This is a genomic window from Anoxybacillus sp. PDR2 (genome assembly GCF_009834045.1).
Lineage (GTDB): Bacteria > Bacillota > Bacilli > Bacillales > Anoxybacillaceae > Anoxybacteroides > Anoxybacteroides rupiense.
This window is the reverse complement of the sequence record NZ_CP047158.1, coordinates 2,783,751-2,805,691: the sequence shown is the minus strand read 5'-3', so window position 1 is coordinate 2,805,691 and position 21,941 is coordinate 2,783,751. Positions and strand designations below refer to the sequence as shown.

The 21,941-nt window shown below is 43.5% G+C and carries 24 protein-coding genes; 21 read left to right on the top strand and 3 right to left on the bottom strand.

Going from position 1 to position 21,941, the window contains the following annotated elements; all coding sequences use genetic code 11:
* The first annotated feature begins 171 nt into the window (after nucleotides 1-171).
* From alaS to GRQ40_RS13495, 12 genes are all read left to right on the top strand, one after another.
* Entirely contained in the window at nucleotides 172-2,808 is a 2,637-nt protein-coding gene (gene alaS, locus GRQ40_RS13550; protein WP_044744635.1) for an alanine--tRNA ligase, read from the top strand.
* A 73-nt stretch (nucleotides 2,809-2,881) separates the two neighbouring features.
* Nucleotides 2,882-3,139: an IreB family regulatory phosphoprotein gene (locus GRQ40_RS13545; RefSeq protein WP_044744634.1), complete on the top strand. Its 258-nt coding sequence runs from the start codon at nucleotides 2,882-2,884 to the stop codon at nucleotides 3,137-3,139.
* Between the two features lie 12 nt (nucleotides 3,140-3,151).
* Complete coding sequence (gene ruvX / locus GRQ40_RS13540; protein WP_044744633.1) at nucleotides 3,152-3,568, top strand: Holliday junction resolvase RuvX; 417 nt, start codon at nucleotides 3,152-3,154, stop codon at nucleotides 3,566-3,568.
* Nucleotides 3,569-3,582: 14 nt separating this feature from the next.
* Complete coding sequence (locus tag GRQ40_RS13535; protein ID WP_044744632.1) at nucleotides 3,583-3,876, top strand: DUF1292 domain-containing protein; 294 nt, start codon at nucleotides 3,583-3,585, stop codon at nucleotides 3,874-3,876.
* A 111-nt stretch (nucleotides 3,877-3,987) separates the two neighbouring features.
* Nucleotides 3,988-5,082: an endolytic transglycosylase MltG gene (gene mltG, locus GRQ40_RS13530; RefSeq protein ID WP_080862259.1), complete on the top strand. Its 1,095-nt coding sequence runs from the start codon at nucleotides 3,988-3,990 to the stop codon at nucleotides 5,080-5,082.
* 116 nt (nucleotides 5,083-5,198) lie between these two features.
* Entirely contained in the window at nucleotides 5,199-5,852 is a 654-nt protein-coding gene (locus GRQ40_RS13525) for an O-methyltransferase (protein ID WP_044744630.1), read from the top strand.
* The gene (locus GRQ40_RS13520) at nucleotides 5,849-6,778 is read left to right on the top strand and encodes a peptidase U32 family protein (protein ID WP_159720178.1); all 930 of its coding nucleotides are present in this window, start codon (nucleotides 5,849-5,851) and stop codon (nucleotides 6,776-6,778) included. Before GRQ40_RS13525 ends, GRQ40_RS13520 begins: the two co-directional genes overlap by 4 nt.
* 24 nt (nucleotides 6,779-6,802) lie before the next feature.
* Nucleotides 6,803-8,068, top strand: a complete 1,266-nt coding sequence (locus GRQ40_RS13515; protein ID WP_159720177.1) for a peptidase U32 family protein — start codon at nucleotides 6,803-6,805, stop codon at nucleotides 8,066-8,068.
* Between the two features lies 1 nt (nucleotide 8,069).
* Complete coding sequence (udk, locus tag GRQ40_RS13510) at nucleotides 8,070-8,705, top strand: uridine kinase (protein WP_159720176.1); 636 nt, start codon at nucleotides 8,070-8,072, stop codon at nucleotides 8,703-8,705.
* A gap of 156 nt (nucleotides 8,706-8,861) precedes the next feature.
* Nucleotides 8,862-9,338: a transcription elongation factor GreA gene (gene greA / locus GRQ40_RS13505; RefSeq protein ID WP_159720175.1), complete on the top strand. Its 477-nt coding sequence runs from the start codon at nucleotides 8,862-8,864 to the stop codon at nucleotides 9,336-9,338.
* Nucleotides 9,339-9,393: 55 nt separating this feature from the next.
* Nucleotides 9,394-11,169 carry a peptidoglycan D,D-transpeptidase FtsI family protein gene (locus GRQ40_RS13500; protein WP_159720174.1) on the top strand — a complete coding sequence of 592 codons (1,776 nt, stop codon included), beginning with the start codon at nucleotides 9,394-9,396 and terminating at the stop codon, nucleotides 11,167-11,169.
* 110 nt (nucleotides 11,170-11,279) lie between these two features.
* A complete protein-coding gene (locus GRQ40_RS13495) occupies nucleotides 11,280-11,903 on the top strand; it encodes a YrrS family protein (protein WP_159720892.1) in 624 nt (207 codons plus the stop codon).
* A gap of 29 nt (nucleotides 11,904-11,932) precedes the next feature.
* Here GRQ40_RS13495 and GRQ40_RS13490 read toward each other — a convergent pair whose 3' ends face one another.
* A complete protein-coding gene (locus tag GRQ40_RS13490) occupies nucleotides 11,933-12,139 on the bottom strand; it encodes a YrzA family protein (protein ID WP_044744624.1) in 207 nt (68 codons plus the stop codon).
* 375 nt (nucleotides 12,140-12,514) lie between these two features.
* On the opposite strand from GRQ40_RS13490, the gene GRQ40_RS13485 reads away from it, so the two are divergent.
* From GRQ40_RS13485 to GRQ40_RS13465, 5 genes are all read left to right on the top strand, one after another.
* Nucleotides 12,515-13,156: a class I SAM-dependent methyltransferase gene (locus GRQ40_RS13485; protein ID WP_066146046.1), complete on the top strand. Its 642-nt coding sequence runs from the start codon at nucleotides 12,515-12,517 to the stop codon at nucleotides 13,154-13,156.
* Nucleotides 13,157-13,174: 18 nt separating this feature from the next.
* Entirely contained in the window at nucleotides 13,175-13,876 is a 702-nt protein-coding gene (gene mtnN / locus GRQ40_RS13480; protein ID WP_159720173.1) for a 5'-methylthioadenosine/S-adenosylhomocysteine nucleosidase, read from the top strand.
* A gap of 53 nt (nucleotides 13,877-13,929) precedes the next feature.
* Nucleotides 13,930-14,853, top strand: coding sequence for a PLP-dependent cysteine synthase family protein (locus GRQ40_RS13475; RefSeq protein ID WP_159720172.1), 924 nt, complete (start codon nucleotides 13,930-13,932; stop codon nucleotides 14,851-14,853).
* On the top strand, nucleotides 14,854-15,987 hold the full coding sequence (locus GRQ40_RS13470; protein WP_159720171.1) for a bifunctional cystathionine gamma-lyase/homocysteine desulfhydrase: 1,134 nt from the start codon (nucleotides 14,854-14,856) through the stop codon (nucleotides 15,985-15,987).
* 72 nt (nucleotides 15,988-16,059) lie between these two features.
* On the top strand, nucleotides 16,060-16,305 hold the full coding sequence (locus GRQ40_RS13465) for a YrhC family protein (protein ID WP_159720170.1): 246 nt from the start codon (nucleotides 16,060-16,062) through the stop codon (nucleotides 16,303-16,305).
* Between the two features lie 345 nt (nucleotides 16,306-16,650).
* Here the strand turns inward: GRQ40_RS13465 and sigK are convergent, their stop codons facing one another.
* The gene (gene sigK / locus GRQ40_RS13460; RefSeq protein ID WP_066146007.1) at nucleotides 16,651-17,361 is read right to left on the bottom strand and encodes an RNA polymerase sporulation sigma factor SigK; all 711 of its coding nucleotides are present in this window, start codon (nucleotides 17,359-17,361) and stop codon (nucleotides 16,651-16,653) included.
* Between the two features lie 191 nt (nucleotides 17,362-17,552).
* Here sigK and gltP point away from each other — a divergent pair, with 191 nt between their 5' ends.
* A complete protein-coding gene (gene gltP, locus GRQ40_RS13455) occupies nucleotides 17,553-18,821 on the top strand; it encodes a glutamate/aspartate:proton symporter GltP (protein WP_044744602.1) in 1,269 nt (422 codons plus the stop codon).
* A gap of 149 nt (nucleotides 18,822-18,970) precedes the next feature.
* Nucleotides 18,971-19,567: an undecaprenyl phosphate transporter UptA gene (locus GRQ40_RS13450; protein ID WP_044744601.1), complete on the top strand. Its 597-nt coding sequence runs from the start codon at nucleotides 18,971-18,973 to the stop codon at nucleotides 19,565-19,567.
* Between the two features lie 7 nt (nucleotides 19,568-19,574).
* Here the strand turns inward: GRQ40_RS13450 and GRQ40_RS18800 are convergent, their stop codons facing one another.
* A complete protein-coding gene (locus GRQ40_RS18800) occupies nucleotides 19,575-19,697 on the bottom strand; it encodes a hypothetical protein (protein ID WP_255357487.1) in 123 nt (40 codons plus the stop codon).
* A gap of 321 nt (nucleotides 19,698-20,018) precedes the next feature.
* Here GRQ40_RS18800 and GRQ40_RS13445 point away from each other — a divergent pair, with 321 nt between their 5' ends.
* The gene (locus GRQ40_RS13445) at nucleotides 20,019-20,798 is read left to right on the top strand and encodes an undecaprenyl-diphosphate phosphatase (protein ID WP_159720169.1); all 780 of its coding nucleotides are present in this window, start codon (nucleotides 20,019-20,021) and stop codon (nucleotides 20,796-20,798) included.
* A 112-nt stretch (nucleotides 20,799-20,910) separates the two neighbouring features.
* Entirely contained in the window at nucleotides 20,911-21,936 is a 1,026-nt protein-coding gene (gene ytvI, locus GRQ40_RS13440; protein WP_066146553.1) for a sporulation integral membrane protein YtvI, read from the top strand.
* The last annotated feature ends 5 nt before the right edge of the window (nucleotides 21,937-21,941 follow it).

The following is a 21,941-nucleotide window of genomic DNA, read 5'->3' as shown; positions in this document are numbered from 1 at the left end:
GCTAATCCCGAGCGCAGGAAAAACCTGACGGAGCAGCCACGTTACGGCTTATCGAGGTGATGGATGTCTTGTCCATAAGCAGGGTGGTACCGCGAGCGTAACTCTCGTCCCTGAGCAAGGGATGGGAGTTTATTTTTTATATCATAAATATGACTAAAGGAGGCACGAAAGATGAAAAAGCTTACATCAGCACAAATTAGGCAAATGTTTTTAGACTTTTTTAAAGAAAAAGGACATTCGGTAGAACCAAGCGCGTCTTTAATTCCGATTGATGATCCGTCGCTCCTATGGATCAACAGCGGAGTCGCAACATTAAAAAAATATTTTGATGGGCGCGTGATTCCAGATAACCCGCGCATTTGTAATGCCCAAAAATCGATTCGTACGAACGACATCGAAAATGTCGGCAAAACGGCGCGCCACCATACGTTTTTTGAAATGCTCGGAAATTTCTCAATCGGCGATTATTTTAAGCGTGAAGCGATCCATTGGGCTTGGGAGTTTTTAACAAGCGAAAGATGGATTGGTTTTGATCCTGACCGCTTATCTGTTACGATTCATCCGGAGGATGATGAAGCGTTTGAAATTTGGCATAAAGAAATTGGGTTGCCGAAAGAACGGATCATTCGTTTGGAAGGGAATTTCTGGGATATTGGAGAAGGCCCGAGCGGACCGAATACCGAAATCTTTTATGACCGCGGGGAGCAATTCGGTAATGATCCAAATGATCCAGAATTATATCCGGGGGGCGAAAATGAGCGTTATTTAGAAGTATGGAATCTTGTTTTTTCTCAATTTAACCATAATCCAGATGGCACTTATACGCCGCTGCCAAAGAAAAATATTGATACAGGCATGGGTTTGGAGCGCATGTGCTCTATTATACAAGATGTGCCTACTAACTTTGATACCGATTTATTTATGCCAATTATTCAAGCAACAGAACAAATTTCCGGCGAAACATACCGCGTGGATGCGGAAAAAGATGTCGCGTTTAAAGTGATCGCTGACCATATTCGGACGGTGACGTTTGCGATTGGCGATGGCGCTTTGCCGTCCAATGAAGGGCGCGGTTATGTATTGCGTCGCCTGCTTCGCCGAGCGGTGCGGTATGCGAAGAAACTGAATATCGACCGTCCGTTTATGTATGAATTAGTGCCGACAGTCGGTGAAATTATGGTTGATTACTATCCGGAAGTGAAAGCAAAAACGGAGTTTATTCAAAAAGTGATTAAAAATGAGGAAGAGCGTTTCCATGAGACGCTTCATGAAGGATTAGCCATTTTGTCAAGCGTTATCCAAAAAGAAAAAGCAAATGGCAGCCGCACTATTTCTGGAACAGATGTGTTCCGCCTTTACGACACATATGGATTCCCAGTTGAATTGACAGAAGAATATGCCGCCGAAGAAGGAATGACGATTGATCATGCCGGCTTTGAACAAGAAATGGAGCGTCAACGCGAGCGGGCTCGCGCGGCGCGCCAAGATGTCGATTCGATGCAAGTGCAGGACAGCTTACTTGGCGGCCTCAAAGTAGAGAGCCGATTTGTTGGCTATGATGAGCTCCATACTTCTTCTTCTATTGCTGTTATCGTGAAGAATGGCGAGCTTGTTGAGGAAATAAAAGAAGGAGAAGAAGCGCAAATTATACTTGATGTGACGCCATTTTATGCAGAAAGCGGCGGTCAAATCGCCGATCAAGGCTTTATCGAAGGAGAAGCGGCGAAAGCTTATGTAAAAGACGTGCAAAAAGCGCCAAATGGTCAGCATTTGCATCATGTGGTGGTCGAAAAGGGAACACTGAAGAAAGGCGAAACTTATCAGGCCTACCTGCTTGAAGAAAAACGCAACCGTATTGTCAAAAACCATACAGCCACCCATTTGCTGCACCAAGCGCTGAAAGATGTCCTTGGTACGCACGTCAATCAGGCGGGATCGCTGGTCACTCCAGAACGTTTGCGTTTCGACTTCTCGCATTTTGGACAAGTGAAACAAGAAGAGCTAGAGAAAATTGAAGCGATTGTTAATGAGCAAATTTGGCGCAGCCTTCCTGTTCAGATTGATTATAAGCCGCTTGAAGAAGCGAAAGCGATGGGAGCAATGGCGCTCTTTGGTGAAAAATATGGCGACATTGTCCGCGTTGTTCAGGTGGGGGACTACAGCTTAGAGCTTTGCGGCGGCTGCCATGTAACGAACACGGCAGCGATCGGTCTTTTTAAAATTGTGTCCGAATCGGGCATTGGCGCTGGCACGCGCCGGATTGAAGCGGTCACGGGAGAAGCCGCCTACCGTTTTATGAATGATCAGCTTGCTTTATTACAGGAAGCAGCGCAGCAATTAAAAGCGAATCCAAAAGATGTAGTCGGAAGAATTGAAGCATTAATGAATGAAATCCGCCAGCTACAGCGTGAAAATGAATCGTTAGCTGCGCGCCTCAGCAATATGGAAGCCGCTCATCTGGCCGATCGAGTACAAGAAGTAAACGGCATTCAAGTTTTAGCAAGCAAAGTCCATGCGGCAGATATGACTAGCTTGCGCACAATGGTGGATGAACTGAAACAAAAACTTGGTTCAGCTGTGATCGTCCTTGCTTCCGTACAAGGCGAGAAGGTAAACCTCATTGCGGGCGTAACCAAAGATTTAGTCGAAAAAGGCTATCATGCAGGCAAACTGATTAAAGAAGTGGCTGTTCGTTGTGGAGGCAGCGGGGGAGGCCGCGCCGACATGGCTCAAGCGGGAGGAAAAGACCCGCAAAAAATAGGAGAAGCCTTGCAATTTGTCGAAGAATGGGTAAAATCCATTTTATAATTTCACTCTAATGGTGTACAATGGATGTAAGGTATGGCGATGCCAGTGTGAATGGAGAGCGAGGTGCATAACGGTGAGCTCATTTGATCAAACGATGCGGTTCAATTTTTCGGAAGAGCCGCCAGAAACGAATATTCGCGAAGTATTATTGACAGTATATGAGGCTCTTCAAGAAAAAGGGTATAATCCGATCAATCAAATTGTCGGCTATTTGCTATCTGGCGACCCAGCTTACATCCCTCGTCATAAAGATGCTCGTACGCTTATTCGGAAAATTGAACGGGATGAATTAATTGAAGAATTGGTGAAATTCTATTTACAGAGTCGTTGAAAGGATTGATTTATGCGCATATTAGGATTAGATTTAGGGACAAAAACGCTCGGGGTGGCCGTGAGCGATGAATTCGGTTGGACCGCTCAAGGAGTAGAAACCATTCCGATTGATGAGGAAAAAAAGCAATTTGGCTTGGAGCGGCTTCGTGAAATTATGGAAGAATATCAGGTGGAAACGATTGTGCTCGGTTTTCCTAAAAATATGAACGGCACAGTTGGCCCACGCGGCGAAGCGAGCCAGCGTTTTGCGGAATGGCTGAAACGCCAATTTTCCTTGCCCGTTATTTTATGGGACGAGCGTCTGTCGACAACAGCGGCAGAACGTATGTTGATCGCTGCGGATGTAAGCCGAAAAAAACGGCGCCAAGTGATTGATAAAATGGCAGCCGTCATCATTCTGCAGTCGTATCTTGACAGTAAACGATAATTGGAGGAAATAACATGGAACATGGTGATAAGCAGATTACAGTCGTAGACGAAAACGGAAACGAGCAGCTATGCGAGGTATTATTCACATTTGAATCTGAGGACTTTGGAAAGTCGTACGTTTTTTATTATCCTATTGGGGTTGAGTACGAGGACGAGGAAGAAACAGAGATTCACGTTTCCGCTTTTATTTCAGGAGAAGGCGAGAAGGAAGGAGAACTTCAGCCGATCGAAACGGAAGAAGAATGGGATATGATCGAAGAAGTATGGAATACATTTTGTGCGGATCAGGAAGAAGACGAGGAATAAATTCCTAAGGCGGCCGGGTAAGGCCGTCTTTTTTTGTAGAAAAAAATAAGAGATAGAAGAAAAAAGCAGAAATTTGTAGTATAATATCTCGAGAATGAAGGGAGGGATTATATGGACCATAATGGATTTGCTTCAAAGGATATCCAAACAGTAAGAAAAGTGGTCTTTATGATTAGCGCGCTTGTTTGCGTATTGTTGCTGACAACCGTTATAGGCGGTTATGTATATATCCGATCTGCACTTCAGCCTGTCGATCCAGAGGATAAAAAAACCGTTCAAGTCTCGATTCCCATTGGCTCTTCTGTAAGCGATATTGCTGCAATCCTTGAAAAAAAGGGGATCATCAAAAGCGCAGCTGTATTTCGCTACTATGTCAAATTTAAAAATCATGCTGATTTTCAGGCAGGAAACTATCAATTGACTCGCTCAATGACGTTAGAAGAAATCATTTCCTCACTAAAAACAGGAAAAGTGATGAGGGAAATGAAGCTGAAAATCACGATTCCGGAAGGAAAACAGTTAACGCAAATCGCGACGATTATCGCTCAAAAAACAGGGTATAAGCAGGAACAGGTCATGAATCAGCTTAATGACCGTGCTTACATTCAAGAGCTGATCAAAAAATATCCGATGGTTCTGTCGCCAGATATCTTAAACAAAAATATTCGTTATCCGCTTGAAGGATATTTATTTCCAGCGACTTATTCCTTCCCGGAAGAAAAACCGCCGCTACCTGCTATTATCGAGCCAATGATCGCCAAAACGGCAGAAGTGCTTGCAAAATATGAAGAAAAGAAAACCGAGAAAGGATTTACGACCCATCGGCTATTGACAATGGCTTCACTCATTGAGGCAGAAGCAACGGAAAAGGCTGACCGTCAAAAAATTGCGAGCGTATTTTATAACCGTCTGCGCATCGGAATGCCGCTGCAAACCGACCCAACGGTGCTTTACGCACTAGGAAAGCATAAAGAACGCGTTTATTATGAAGATTTAAAGGTCAATTCTCCTTATAACACTTACATCCATCAAGGATTGCCGCCAGGCCCGATCGCAAATGCGGGAGAGATGTCGATTGAGGCGGCTTTGGAGCCGGCAGAAACCGGATATTTCTATTTTCTTGCTACTCCAGCCGGCGAAGTCATTTTTACGAGCACATTGGCTGAGCATAATCGCGAAAAGGCAAAGTATATTGGAAAAGAATAAATATTTCGCATTTCTGCCCGTTTTATGATAGTATATATAAAGTTATGGGTATGATCCTATATATTTCGTTCATAAGAGTCTAATGTGGACTCTTATTTTTACGAGGAGGAGCACGTTTGTTATCGCATGACATCATTCGCTATTTGCAAGATCTTATGCCAAAACGCGAAACAGTAATCCAAGAAATGGAAGATTATGCCCAAGAGCATCGTGTGCCCATTATGGATGCTGTCGGGATCGAAGTGGTGTTGCACGTTTTGCGTCTTATTCAGCCAATGCGCATTTTAGAAATCGGAACAGCGATTGGCTATTCGGCTATTCGGATGGCGCTGGCGCTGCCGAATGCGACGATCGTTACGGTCGAACGCGATCAAGAGCGGTATGAAAACGCGCTTTTTTATATAGAGCGAACCAAAACAGCTCATCAGATTCATGCGCTGTTTGGCGATGCGCTTGAAGTATCCAGCGAAGTAGAAAAATATGCCCCATTTGATGCCATTTTTATCGATGCAGCAAAAGGGCAGTATCAGCGGTTTTTTGAAATGTACGAGCCGTTTTTGGCTCCCCGTGGCGTTATCATTACCGATAATGTCCTTTTTAAAGGGCTTGTGGCGGCAGGAGATGGGATTGAAAATAAGCGAATTCGTTCGCTTGTGAAGAAAATTCGCCAATATAATCAGTGGCTGATGCAAAATGAAGCTTATGATACCGTCATTTTGCCGGTCGGCGACGGCATTGCCATATCGAGAAAAAGAGGTGAGAAACAGTGAAAAAACCAGAATTGCTTGTAACACCGACAGACGTTTCCCATATCCATGCTTTGGCGCAGGCAGGAGCGGATGCCGTTATAGTTGGCGAACAACGCTATGGTTTGCGCTTAGCTGGAGAGTTTAAGCGCGCTGAAATGGCGGAAGCGGTGGAAGTGGCCCGCCAGCATGGGATTCGCGTGTATGCGGCGATGAATGCGATTTTTCATAATGAGAAAATAGACGAACTAGGTGAGTATATTCGTTTTTTAGCTGATAGCGGCGTGGATGCTATCGTATTTGGAGATCCTGCTGTATTAATGACTGTACGTGAAGTAGCTCCGCATATGAGGCTCCATTGGAATACGGAAACAACGGCAACCAATTGGTATACATGCAACTACTGGGGGCGAAAGGGCGCGAAACGCGCGGTTTTAGCACGTGAATTAAATATGGATGCCATTATGGAGATTAAAGAACATGCAGAAGTGGAGATTGAAGTGCAAGTGCATGGAATGACATGTATGTTTCAATCAAAGCGGTCGCTCATCGGCAACTATTTTGAATATCAAGGAAAAATGATGGAAGTTGAAAAGCAAAAGTATGAAAAAGGAATGTTTCTGCATGACAAAGAGCGCGGTAACAAATATCCGATTTTTGAGGATGAAAACGGGACGCACATTATGAGCCCGAATGATATTTGCATTATTGACGAGCTTGAGGAAATGGTGGATGCGGGAATCGATAGCTTTAAAATTGACGGTGTGCTTCATGAATCGGACTATATTACGAAGGTGACAGCGATCTATCGCCGTGCCATTGATTTATGTGCGGGGAACCGCGAGCAGTATGAAGCGGAAAAAATGCAGCTGTTGGAGGAAATTGAAGCGATTCAGCCAAAGCATCGTCCTTTAGATACAGGATTCTTTTTTAAAGAAACGATTTATTAAATGCAACATAAAGGAGGGAGCGGTATGTTGAAAAATGATCAAATTTCGCAAATCGTGAATGGAAAGCGTGTGATTGTGAAAAAGCCTGAGCTGCTTGCTCCTGCCGGTAACCTAGAAAAATTAAAAGTAGCTGTCCATTATGGAGCGGATGCTGTCTTTATCGGCGGCCAAGAATATGGGCTTCGTTCCAACGCCGACAATTTTACGCTTGAAGAAATGGCAGAAGGAGTCCAATTTGCCAATAAATATGGTGCCAAAATTTATGTGACGACAAACATTTATGCTCATAACGAAAATATCCCTGGACTTGAGGAGTATTTACAGGGGCTTGAGGAAGCGGGTGTGCATGGCATTATCGTGGCGGATCCTCTGATCATTGAAACGGCTCGCCGGGTAGCGCCAAAGCTAGAGGTGCATTTAAGCACCCAGCAATCTTTGGCTAACTGGAAAGCGGTGCAATTTTGGAAGGAAGAAGGACTGGAGCGCGTCGTGCTGGCCCGTGAAACAAGTGCTGAGGAAATTCGTGAAATTAAAGAGAAGGTGGATATTGAAATAGAAACCTTCATCCATGGGGCGATGTGTATCGCCTACTCAGGGCGCTGTGTCTTGAGTAACCATATGACGGCTCGCGATTCCAATCGCGGCGGCTGCTGTCAATCATGCCGTTGGGATTATGATCTGTACAAGCTTGATGGCAGCCAGGAAATCGCTTTATTTGATGAAAATGATGATCCATTTGCCATGAGCCCGAAAGATTTAAATCTTATTCAATCTATTCCAAAAATGATCGAATTGGGCATTGATAGCTTAAAAATTGAGGGACGGATGAAGTCGATTCATTATGTGGCCACCGTTGTCAGCGTCTATCGCAAAGTGATCGATGCCTATTGTGCCGATCCAGACCATTTTGTGATTCAAAAAGAATGGCTCGATGAGCTTGATAAATGTGCCAACCGTGATACCGCACCTGCCTTTTTTGAAGGGGTGCCAGGATATAAAGAACAGATGTTCGGGGTTCACAGCAAGAAAACAACCTACGATTTTGCTGGTTTTGTGTTGGACTATGACTGCGATACGAAAATGGTGACTTTGCAGCAACGCAATTTCTTTAAACCTGGCGATGTTGTTGAATTTTTTGGTCCGGAAATCGATAACTTTACCCAAGTGGTGGGCACGATCTGGGATGAAGATGGAAACGAGATCGATGCAGCGCGCCATCCTTTACAAATCGTAAAATTTAAAGTAGAGAAGGATGTCTTCCCGTACAACATGATGAGAAAGGAGCGCTAAGATGGGGAAGAAGCCGGTGGTGATCGGAGTCGCAGGCGGCTCCGGTTCGGGGAAAACGAGTGTTGTCAGAGCCATTTATGAGCATTTTCAAGGGCATTCGATTTTAATGCTTGAGCAGGATTATTACTACAAAGATCAAAGCCACCTTCCATTTGAAGAGCGTCTAAAAACAAACTATGATCACCCTTTAGCTTTTGATAATGATTTATTAATTGAGCATTTGCATAAGCTGCTCAGCTATGAGCCGATCGAAAAGCCGGTTTACGATTACACGCTGCATACAAGAGCGGATGAATTCATTTATGTCGAACCGAAAGATGTAATTATTTTAGAAGGAATTCTCGTATTAGAAGATGAGAGATTGCGCAACTTAATGGATATTAAAGTATATGTAGACACAGATGCCGATATTCGGATTATTCGCCGGCTGCAGCGCGATATTAACGAGCGCGGCCGAACATTGGAATCCGTGATTGACCAGTATGTTTCAGTCGTTCGTCCTATGCACAACCAATTTGTTGAACCGACGAAGCGGTATGCCGATATTATTATTCCGGAAGGCGGTCACAATCACGTAGCGATCGATTTGATGGTTACAAAAATTCAAACAATTCTTGAACAAAAGTCTTTTTTGTAATAACATAGCATAGATAACATATGAAGGATGAACGTTTCTTACCGTTCGCGGACATTTGGCTTAAGGGATATGCATATTCATAAAGCCTTATTTGTACGAACGCGCTTTGCCGTTCGTACCTTTTATATACATAAATATTTAAGGAGGTAAGGGGATATGTCAAATGAAAAACAATATCCAATGACGAAAGCAGGGAAGGAGAAACTTGAACAGGAGCTTGAATATTTAAAAACGGTCAAACGCAAGGAAGTCGTTGAACGCATCAAAATCGCACGCGGATTTGGCGATCTTTCCGAAAACTCCGAGTACGATGCGGCAAAAGATGAACAGGCCTTTGTAGAATCACGTATCCAAACATTAGAAAACATGATTCGCAATGCGCAAATTATCGAAGAAGACACTGAAAATCCAGATATTGTATCTCTTGGAAAATCTGTGACTTTTGTTGAGCTGCCTGATGGTGAAGAAGAAACATATACGATTGTCGGAAGCGCTGAAGCGGATCCGTTTGAAGGAAAAATTTCCAATGATTCACCAATTGCTAAATCGCTAATCGGGAAAAAAGTAGGCGATGAAGTCAGCGTACAAACACCTGGCGGCGAGATGCTTGTCAAAATCGTAGCTGTACAGTAATAGAAAAGGTTTTAAAATCTTACACCTCGTCAACAATGAAGACGAGGTGTTTTTTATGAGCAAAAAACGGATGATCATCATGAGTGCACTTATACAACTTGGCATTTTTTTATTAATTGGCCGTCTCGTCCAAATTCAACTAGTGAGCACGGAATCATTTTCAAAAAATCATGTGAATTTAATTGAGGAAAGCGTGGCTCAGCGAACACAAGAAATGGTCATTAGCGATGGGCGCGGAACGTTTGTGGATCGCAGCGGTCAGCCGCTTGCAGAACAATCTGTTCCTTCCCTTATCCTGTTTCCTTTTTTAAAGAAAATGGATTGGCCGGTGGAAAAGGTGGCGGACATTTTACACGTTTCCGCAAGCTCCATTCGTTTACAGCTACAAGATGCGAAAGAACCGTTTGTGCTTTTAGCGGAAGACAGACCGCTTTCATTAACAAAGAACCAAATAAAAAAAATTAACCAGCTCCACATTCCGGGTGTCCTGGCCATTAATAAACAATATCCATTGGAGCATCCGTATGCTGAACATCTGCTCGGTTTTACACGAGAGGATCCGCAACTGCTGCGAGAGCGTTATCGTGACCGGAACCTTTCGCCGCACACAAAAATCGGGATTCATGGATTAGAAAAGGCATTTGATGAATTTTTGCTGCCTGAGGGAGAAACAAAGCTGTTATACCATGTCGATGCAGAAGGCGGGCCGTTATTTGGCATTGATGTGAAATATAACGATCCGGGAAATCCTTTTTATCCGATTACGGTTCAGACAACACTCGATCGCAACTTGCAGCGAATAATGGAGGAGGTATTAGAGGAGCGCCAATTGAAAAAAGGAGGAGCTGTGCTGTTGGATGTAGAGACAAATAGCGTCTTGGGGATGGCCAGCCGACCAGCGATGGATCCGCGTGATCCATATAAAAATAATGCCGCGGAAAATCAAATGCTTCTCCCGCAAATTCCTGGCTCGGTCTTTAAAACGGTGATCGCTGCTGCTGCTATCGATAAAGGGGTGGCTACTAACAAACGAGCATTTGATTGCAGTCGAAAAATTGACGGCGCTACCCCTGATACGGAGCATTCTTATGGCGTGCTGCCTTTCGATGAAAGTTTTGCTGTCAGCTGCAACAACGCTTTTGCTACTTTAGGAAAAGAGCTTGTCAAGCAAGACCCTAACGTCATTGAACAATATGCGCAAATGCTTGGTTTGTATCCGCTTGTCGGCTGGGAGGGAGATGTATATCATTTTAAAAATTTCCGCCAGCTTCCTGAAGAAAAAAGCGGGACGATTTGGTATGACAAAAGCGACAAGTCCGTTCCTCTAGCCATAGCGCAAACGTCGATTGGACAGAAAAATGTCCGTGTTTCTCCGCTTGCTATCGCTAACATGATGGCCACGATTGCTAGGGGAGGAGAAGCAGAACAGGTAAGAGCCGTCGAGAAGATGCTCTATAAAAATGGAACCACCTTCTTTTCGTTTCATAAGCAGCCGTTTTCGAATGAAGGATCACTGTCGCGGTCGACAGTGACGAAATTGCAGGAGCTGCTTCGCAAGGTCGTTACCGATGAGCGCGGCACAGGCCGGAGATTTCAAACGCTTCCCTATGCGGTAGCAGGCAAATCGGGAACGGCGCAAACGGAAAAAAAGGCGGCAAATGGAGAAGCGCTGATTAATAAATGGTTTGCGGGCTATTTTCCAGCAGAAGCGCCTAAATATGTGCTGGTTGTTGTTGATCTTGACAGTCCGAACTCACAAGCTGTGACAAATGATGTATTTTATGATATTGTCAAGAGAATATATGAGTTTGATACGAAACAACATTCATAGGACGGAAATCCGAAATCATCAAGAAATCGTTTATGAGGATGAAGCAAAATGTTACAATAAAAACGATCGTAAGGACGCAGGGAGGGATAGGATTGGCAAAAGAAAAAGAAATGAATTCGCGTTTTGAACAGCGTGCCAAACGCCGAAAGATCAATCGCGTGTTAAATATCGCTCTTGTGTGCGTGTTAATGCTGATTATCTTTTTTAGCTGGCAGCTGCTTTTCTCGCACGATGATAAGGACAGCGCACAGCCAGCGACAAAAGAAAAAGTCATAAAGAAAAAAGAAGAGGACGATGAAAAGGTGGAAGTAGAAATAGGCGATACAAAAACAACACAAGAGAAGGACGGTGAAACAGCTGATGAAGAGGAACAGCCATCCGAAGAAGAACAACCATCACAGGAAGTAATTGAAACAGCTGGCGATCCTTCTTCTGGAGTGTTGAAGGAAATTATTAATCCATCGTGGCAGCCAATTGGGACGACGCAAACAGAGCCGCATGTCACTCAATTTGACGAGAATTCAGTCGATTGGAAGGAAATGCTGGATGCTGTCAGCTATGCCACTGGAGTGTCGCCAGCAGATATGATTGTGTGGTTTATTGGCAACAATGGTCCGAATAAAGCGGTGGCTACCATTTCTCCTAAGGACAAAAGCGCCAAATATCGCGTGTATATTGAATGGGTGGAAAATCAAGGATGGAAACCGACGAAAATGCAACAGCTAAAAAATTAAACGGATTTCTCCATAAGCGAGAAATCCGTTTATTTTTTGGCTTTGAAATGAACAACGGCGCTGTAAAACCGTTGTCCGTTTGCTGAGACGTGCATTTGATGGGAAACATGATGAACCTCGAGCAAAAGCGCTTTATTATGCTCGATTTGTTCATTGATTTTTTTCTCTAAGGTGGCTAAATCTGCGGCTTCAAAGCATTCGACTTTATCTTGGATCAAGTCAAGCGAAATGTTCAATGGCTATCCCTCCTTCTTAATTTATACAAATAGGCAATTGCGCTTATGATTGCTTGGAAAAGCTCTATTTTTCGGCGATCGGACGCAAGTGAACGTGCCGTCGTCACGCTAAAGTGCGTGACAGAGAAGCAAATGACGAGTCCAATTCATTGGTTTGGAAGCAGCACAATATAATTCGGTCACCCGACCGTCGGAATCAAACAATCGCCTAACCGAAGCAACGAAAATAATGGACCTGCCCAATTCTCTATATACACATGTAGTGTAGCATATTTTCATTGAACAAATGAAAAAAATATGATAGATTGAGAACAGCATAGCAGTTAATTCATAGTATACTTATATGAATTATAAAAATTTTGGAGTGTGACATCGATGGGTAGAGAATTCCTTGATTTATTTGAAACGTGGGCACAGTCATATGATGAATCTGTTCATGGACATGACGAGCAATATCGAGATGTATTTGCTGAATATGATACGATTTTAAATACAGTTGTTGGAAAATCAGGAAATGTTGTGTTGGAGTTTGGCGTCGGCACAGGAAATTTAACGCAAAAATTGCTTCGCAGCGGCAAAACGGTTTATGGTATTGAACCTTCGGAGCCGATGCGCCAAAAGGCGTTTGAAAAGCTGGGCGATACGGTCACGATTCAGGACGGCGATTTTTTAAGCTTTCCATTGCCGAATGAACCGATTGATACGATTGTCAGCACATATGCTTTCCATCACCTGACAGATGAAGAAAAAGAACAAGCGATTAGCCAGTATGGAAAGATGCTGAACAAAGGTGGTAAAATAGTGTTTGCGGATACAGCTTTCGTCGATCGCGAGGCTTTCGAGCAAATGGTCATCGAAGCAAAGGAAAAAGGGTTTCATGATTTGGCTGAAGATTTAAAGCGCGAATACTATCCGACATTGCCGGTGCTTGAGAGCATGTTTACGAAGCACGGATTCTCTGTATCTTTTGTACCGATGAACCGTTTTGTTTGGTTGATGGAGGCTACGAAACAATAGGTGAAAGAGGTTGAAGGGATGAAGGTAGCAATTATTGGAGCGATGGAAGAAGAAGTCGCCATTTTAAGAGAAAAAATGGACAACCGTCAAGATACGGTTGCTGCCAATTGCGAATTTTACACAGGAACATTAAACGGTGTTGATGTTATTTTATTAAAATCAGGAATCGGCAAGGTCAATGCGGCCATGTCAACGACGATTTTGCTTGAACGTTTTCGGCCGGATTATGTGATTAATACAGGCTCCGCAGGCGGATTTTCCGCTTCGCTCAATGTGGGGGATATTGTCATTTCCAGCGAGGTTGTTCATCATGATGTTGATGTGACGGTATTCGGCTATGAATATGGGCAGGTACCTGGTATGCCTGCACGCTATGCGGCGGATGCTAAACTTGTTGCTATCGCGGAAGCAAGTGCTGAGCGCATTCAAGGAATCCAAGTGGTCAAAGGCTTGATTGCGACAGGCGACTCATTTATGAGCGATCCGGAACGAGTAGCATTTGTGCGCGAGAAGCTAACAGATTTGCATGCAGTGGAGATGGAAGGGGCAGCCATTGCGCAAGTATGCTTCCAATTTGGCGTCCCGTTCGTTGTGATTCGCGCCCTTTCTGACATTGCTGGTAAAGAATCAAACGTGTCATTTGAGCAATTTTTGCACAAAGCAGCGCTCCATTCTTCCGAGCTTGTTCAAATGATGGTGGATGAATTAAAACATTCATAGGAAGGAGAGGGAATGCTCTCTCCTTTTTTCATGATGAAGAAAGAGGTGACAGCATGAAAGTAGCCAAAAGTGTTCACGAATTAGTCGGAAATACTCCGATTGTGGAAATTACCCGATTCCCTCTGCCAAAAGGCGTGCGTTTGTTTGCTAAACTGGAATATTTGAATCCGGGTGGAAGCGTAAAAGATCGCCTTGGCCAAGAATTGCTGCAGGATGCGTTTGAAAGCGGCAAGCTAAAAGAAGGTGGAACCATTATTGAACCTACGGCTGGCAATACAGGGATCGGATTAGCGTTGGCGGCCATTGGCAAAAACGTCAATGTGATTTTTTGTGTGCCGGAAAAATTCAGCGTGGAAAAACAGCAGCTCATGCGGGCGCTTGGCGCAACAGTTGTTCATACACCAACGAGCGATGGAATGCAGGGAGCGATTAAAAAGGCGAAAGAACTGCTAGCAGAAATTCCAAATTCATATTGCCCACAGCAATTTGCCAATCCGGCGAATCCAAGAACGTATTACAAAACGCTCGGTCCAGAGCTTTGGGAGCAGCTTGATGGAAACATTGATATTTTTGTAGCTGGTGCGGGGACAGGCGGAACATTCATGGGAACGGCGCAATTTTTGAAGGAAAAAAATGCGGGCATCAAAACCGTCATTGTTGAACCAGAAGGCTCTATTTTAAATGGAGGAGAGCCGGGGCCACATAAAACGGAAGGGATCGGTATGGAGTTTCTTCCAGAATATATGGATGAGAGCTACTTTGATGCCATTCATACGATCACCGATGAAGATGCTTTCCGACGCGTGCAGGAATTAGCAGCAAAAGAAGGGTTGCTCGTTGGCAGCTCTTCAGGCGCCGCTTTCCACGCCGCTATGCTTGAGGCTCTTCAGGCGCCGTCTGGGACCCATATTGTCGTGATTTTTCCAGATAGCAGCGAACGGTATTTAAGCAAAAAAATTTACGAAGGTGGGATATAAATGAGACGGAAAACGAAGCTGATCCATGGCGGAGTTGCTGGCGATCCGCATACGGGAGCCGTATCAGTGCCGATTTATCAAGTGAGTACGTATAAGCAAGAGGGCGTCGGCGGACATAAAGGCTATGAATATTCCCGCACAGGAAACCCAACACGCCATGCTCTAGAAGAGCTTATAAAAGACCTTGAGGAAGGCTATGCAGGCTTTGCCTTCAGTTCAGGCATGGCGGCGATTACAGCGGTCATGATGCTGTTCAATAGCGGCGATCATGTCATTTTAACGGATGATGTGTATGGCGGTACGTACCGTGTCATGACAAAAGTGCTCCACCGCCTTGGCATTGAATCGACATTTGTGGATACAAGCGATTTAACGAACATTGAAAAGCAGCTGCGTCCGAACACAAAAGCCATCTACATCGAAACGCCAACCAACCCGTTATTAAAAATTACGGATTTGAAAGAGGCGGCAGCCATCGCCAAACGGCACGGATTGCTGACGATTGTCGATAACACCTTCAGCACTCCATATTGGCAAACACCGATTGCGCTTGGTGCGGATATCGTCGTTCATAGCGCAACGAAATATTTGGGGGGTCACAGTGATGTGGTCGCAGGGCTTGTTGTTGTAAATTCGGAGCCGTTAGCTACAGATTTGCATTTTATTCAAAATTCAACTGGCGGCATTCTCGGCCCGCAGGATTCATGGCTGTTAATGCGCGGTATAAAAACGCTCGGTATCCGCATGGAAGAGCACGAGCAAAATACGCGCAAAATTGTTGAGTTTTTAGCAGGACATCCAGCAGTGAAAAACATCTACTATCCAGGACTTGAAACGCATCCGAATCATAAAATTGCGAAAAAGCAAATGCGCGGCTTTGGCGGCATGGTATCGTTTGATGTGGGAAGCGCTGAAAAAGCGGATCAGTTATTAAACCGCGTTCAATATTTTACCCTGGCGGAAAGCCTTGGAGCTGTAGAAAGCTTGATTTCGCTTCCAGCAAAAATGACACATGCTTCCATTCCAAAAGAGCGGCGTGAAGAGCTTGGCATTACTGATGGACTTGTCCGCATTTCGGTTGGCCTTGAAGATGTGGAAGACTTGCTAGAGGATTTAGCACAAGCATTGGCATAAATTACATCGCCTTCTTTTCGCCTTCCTATGGTACAGTGAAAAGAGAAGCACGGATCAGGGAGGGAAGCGGAATTGCGTCAACGGGAACGAAAGCAGCTTCGCGCGAAGGTGAATGATTATAAAATGTACAGTCTCGTTTTGTTGGCGATCGGCGCGCTGTTTTATCTCGGTGTGATTTTACCTGGTGCGCTCGAAGCCGGCAAAAAGCCATTGATCCTTATTGCAATCGCGGCTTTTTTGGCCGCTTCGATCTATTTTCTGCGCCGTTCAGCCTCATGCAGGCGAATGCTTGAAGATGAGGACGAAATGTCTCTATAGAAAGCTGATCCTTCACAAAGGAAGGATCGGCTTTTTTTATGGTTTTATAGGCCGGATTACTTACAATGAATGATGGCTATTTAATAAGGACTTATGGACTATAGCCATCCTGATTGCCTCTAGAACGAATTTCGCAAATTGTTCAAAAACCCGCTGCGTTCCCTGCTTTTCATCGATGTAAAATAAAAATAAACAACCGTTAAGGGAGGAAAAAGGGATGTTCGCCATGGTGATGGGGATTGTTATTACAGCGTCAATTGCGCTCATTATTAGCGCAGAAGTCAGCGTAGAAGCGGAGTGAAGTAGAAAGGAGGAGCTAAATGAAGCTCCTCCTCTGAATTTTCTCTATCTCCGCTTCTCTTTTTCATTTCGATAAAATTCGTGGAACATTTTCATTAATGCTCGCTTTTCGATGCGGGAGACGTAGCTTCTGGAAATGCCGAGCTCCTTGGCGATTTCGCGCTGGGTTTTTTCCTTTTGCAAATCCAGTCCAAAACGGCTGATAATCACTTCTTTTTCCCGTTCATCCAGCACATCAATGTACTTTTTGACTTGCTCGATTTCCATGTTTAAATGAATCTCGTCGGCGACATCCTCCCCTTCAGATTTCAGCACGTCGATAAGGCTGATTTCATTTCCATCGCGATCCTGTCCGATGGGTTCATGAAGGGATACATCCTTCTTTGTTTTTTTCAAAGAGCGAAGGTGCATAAGAATCTCATTTTCAATACATCTTGCTGCGTAGGTTGCCAGCTTGGTTCCTTTTCCTTGGGAGTAGCTTTCAATGGCTTTGATTAAGCCGATGGTGCCGATCGAGATTAAATCCTCTGCGTCCTCTCCTGTATTCTCAAATTTTTTGACAATGTGAGCGACAAGCCGCAAATTATGCTCAATAAGCAGGTTTCGCGCTTCTTTATCGCCTTCTGCCATTCTCTGTAAATATTTTTCCTCTTCTTGAGCACTTAGTGGTTGGGGAAATGCGTTGTTTTTAATATATGAGACTAGAAACATTAACTCTTTGATAAGGAATGCCAATGCGGAAAAAATGCCAGACATGTCTTCACCCCACCCTTTTCGTTTTAGGCATGTGCCTATTTTATATGTATGAACAGGGAAGATTGTCTGTGTTTGGACATTTCAAAAAAAGAAAGGTAATAATTTACATTATTATACGAATATTCTTGACATACTAAAACGAACATATTAGAATAACTTTTGTTGCTTTATGTCTGAAAGGGGGATCGTACATGAAAAAAATCGGATTAGCATGGCAAATTTTAATCGGCTTAATCCTTGGAATTGTTGTCGGAGCGATTTTTTATGGAAACCCAGCAGTAGCCACGTATTTGCAACCGATAGGAGATATATTCCTCCGTTTAATTAAAATGATTGTGATTCCAATTGTTGTTGCAAGTCTCATAGTGGGGGTTGCTAATGTCGGTGATATAAAAAAGCTTGGAAGATTGGGCGGAAAAACAATTATTTATTTTGAAATTATTACAACAATAGCAATCGTTGTGGGCTTATTAGTCGCTAACGTGTTCCATCCAGGTACCGGCATTAATATGAAATCGCTTGAAAAGACTGATATTCAATCGTATGTTGATACGACGAATGAAGTGCAGCACCATTCCATGATTGAAACCGTTGTGAACATTGTCCCTAAAAACATCTTTGAATCACTCTCAACAGGAAACATGCTCCCGATTATCTTCTTTTCTGTTATGTTTGGTTTGGGTGTTGCTGCGATCGGGGAAAAAGGAAAAGTGGTATTGCAGTTTTTCCAAGGTGTCTCCGAAGCGATGTTTTATGTCACAAACCAAATTATGAAATTTGCTCCATTCGGTGTATTTGCTTTGATTGGTGTAACGGTTTCGAAGTTTGGGGTACAATCGCTTATTCCGCTAAGTAAGCTAGTTATCACAGTGTATGGAACGATGCTTTTCTTTGTGATCGTCGTTCTTGGAGCAGTTGCTCGATTAGTTGGAGTGCGGATTTGGCACTTCATTAAAATTTTAAAAGATGAGTTAATCCTTGCTTACAGTACATCCAGTTCAGAAACAGTACTGCCGAAAGTGATGGAGAAGATGGAAAAATTCGGCTGTCCGAAAGCGATTACATCTTTTGTCATTCCGACAGGCTATTCGTTTAACCTTGATGGATCTACGCTATATCAAGCATTGGCCGCTATTTTTATCGCACAGCTATATGGTATTGATCTGTCGATTTCGCAGCAAATTTCACTACTGCTCGTGCTTATGATCACATCAAAGGGAATTGCAGGAGTGCCTGGCGTGTCGTTTGTTGTTTTGCTGGCGACTTTAGGAACGGTGAACATTCCGATTGAAGGACTGGCCTTTATCGCTGGAATCGACCGAATTTTAGATATGGCACGCACAGTGGTAAACGTAATCGGAAACTCACTGGCTGCTGTTGTTATGTCTAAATGGGAAGGACAGTACAATGAACAGAAAGCAGTAAAATATATAGAGGAAATCACGCAGAAAAGTGCGTAATGATATCGCGGCTATCTCATTTATGGGATAGCCGTTTTTTATCGGTCCCGTTATTTTTATTTTTTTCTGTCCAAACGTATAGTATAATCTTGATTTGAGTGAATATGGTTTTAATGAGGAGCTTGGCTCGTGAAGTAGGAGGAAGAACGATGCACGAATTGATCCAAAACATTCTAATGTTTTTAATCGATTTAGGCTACATAGGAATCGCGCTGGCATTGATGATTGAAATCATCCCAAGCGAAATTGTTTTGGCATACGCCGGGTACTTAGTATCGCGTGGAGAAGTATCGTTCACTGGAGCGGTTATTGCAGGAACGATCGGCGGGACCATCGCACAGCTGTTCCTTTATTGGATGGGGCTTTATGGAGGGCGTCCGTTTTTGGATAAATACGGAAAATATTTGTTGATTAAGAAAAAACATCTTGATTTATCTGAAGAATGGTTTAAAAAATACGGTTCAGGGGTTATTTTCACAGCTCGGTTTATTCCGGTTGTCCGCCATGCTATTTCCATTCCGGCAGGGATTGCGAAAATGCCATGGACGAGGTTTACTTTGTATACGACGTGTGCCATTATCCCGTGGTCTATTTTCTTTATTTTTCTTGGGGAACGTCTCGGAAGTAAATGGCAGGAAATCGATGAGTTCGCTCAGCCGTATTTACGGCCAATTATCATTATCGCTATTGTAATCACTGTTTTATATGTAGCCTTTCATCTTTATCGTCGTCGGAAAAACAGATAAAGATGTGCTAAATGCTTACGCTCGCTTTTCTTTGATTTTGTTTGCGAAGCAGCAGGCTTCTTTTTGCCGATTGAAGCAGAGCGATATCAACAAACATCCGCATTTGCCATCTTTGAAGCATTTTGCTCATGTCCCTTTTCCATGTTTGATAAAAGGGAATCGTTTGAATGGATGTATTGTTGCTATGAATATTAATGGGGAAGCAATGACTCGATTAAAACAAAAAATCTCTAGTATGGCTTTTCACGGGAAGGTTGTCCCAACCACAAACGGCTTCACTAATTTATCAATGCATCGGAAGCGCCGCTGTATCGCGCGAGCGCGCGAAAAAGATAAGCGATTTGTGCGTCCAGCGGCTTTCAAAGATGCCTTTCACTTCAATAAAGAATCTGTTCCAAGCTGAACGGAACCGAATGTGATTCTGTTATGAAAAGCGGAAAAGGGGGATAACATGAGCAAGCTAGAGGCGTTTATTCTAGGGATTGTCCAAGGATTAACGGAGTTCTTGCCCATTAGCAGTACGGGTCATTTATATTTAGGAAGACATCTGTTTGGATTGGATGAAGCGGGGCTGTTTCTTGATACGATGCTGCACATTGGAACGTTGTTTGCTGTTTTTGCTATCTATAAGAAAGAATTGCTTTATATGATTCGCAGGCCGTTTAGCAAGCTGACTTTTCTGTTGATTGTCGGCACGATCCCGGCCGTAGTCATCGGACTGCTGCTTCAAGATTATTTTGAAGAGATCTCAAAAACAGGTGTAACCATCGGTTGGGAATTTCTCATTACAGGCGTATTTTTATGGTTTGCGGATGGCATCAAAAACGGCTATAAACGAATGGAAAATCTCTCATATACGGATGCGTTTGTCATTGGAATGTTTCAAGCCGCTGCTATTTTTCCAGCGATTTCTCGTTCCGGTCTTACGATTGTTGGAGGGTTAATGCGGAAATTAGATCGGGAAACCGCAGCTTATTTCTCCTTCCTCTTATCGATTCCAGCAATTGCGGGAGCGATCGTCTTACAATTCGTGGATGTATTCGCAGGCAAAGCGGAAAACATTTCTGCTGGCGCATTGTTTATGGGCACACTCTCTTCTGCTATATTTGGCTATATTGCTGTGAGGTGGATGATTCAATATTTACAGAGACACTCGCTAAAAGCATTTGCCGTATATGTATCGATTCTCGGTTTACTTGTTCTCTCTCTTCAGATGACAGGAGTTTTTTAAAGCGGTCCGTAGCTTGTGGCCGTTTTTTTATTGATTATACAGAATGAATCGGCTATATTTAACATAGCGTTGACTCGAAAAGAAACAGAGATGGGATGAATAAGGGACGATGATAAAAAAATGGCTTGTAGTGATTGTGATTATTGCAGTTGGTTGTTTTTTAATTCCTTATAGCTTGCCGCTTATTTTAGCATTTATTACCGCGCTGTTGCTGGAGCCGGCCATTCAGAAGTTAATCAAAGGCGTTCGGTTAAAACGAATTCATGCGGTAACGATTGTGTTTTCCCTGTTTGTGCTAGTGATCGGTTTTCTTTCTTATTTTATTGTGGCCATTTTGGTTCAGCAAACGATGATGTTTTCACAAAAACTGCCATTTCTTTTGTCAGAGATGACCAATGTGGTGAATCAGCTTATTCGACAATGGCAATCTTACTCAAGCTCTATTCCGAAGGAGATTATCGTTTCACTTGAAAATAGCGTAGAAACTGTTAAGAATTTATTGTTGTCGTTTGCAACCAATTTCACTCAGTCGATGATTCGCTATATTACGATGATTCCGGAATTTATTATTCACTTTCTTGTCTATCTCGTAGCTCTTTTTCTCATTAGCCTAGACTGGCCGCAGTTAAAGAAAGGGCTTGAAAACCATTTATCCGACCGCACAAAGCAGCGTCTAACCATTATCGTCACGCAACTCAGCCGCGCAGGCATCGGCTTTATTAAAGCACAATTTTTGTTAAGCCTTATTACCTTTCTGTTAGCCTTAGGAGGCTTGCTCATATTAAGAGTCGATTACCCGATTCTTTTTTCGCTTTTAATCGTGATTGTTGATATTTTGCCGATTTTAGGAACAGGGTCGGTGCTTGTACCATGGGGGATTTTCAACATTATGAACGGCCATAGCGGGACAGGAATTGGCTTAATTGTTTTGTTTGTGCTGATTACTGTTATTCGCCGAACAATCGAACCAAAAATTTTCTCTTCTAACTTGGGAATCAGCTCCCTGGCTGCGTTAATAAGCGTATATTTAGGCTTCCGCTTACTGGGGGTGGCGGGGCTGTTCATTGGCCCAGCGCTTGTCATTATTATCGAGGCCATGATTAAAGCAGGAGTGATTAAATTTACATTTAAAATTTAAAAAGG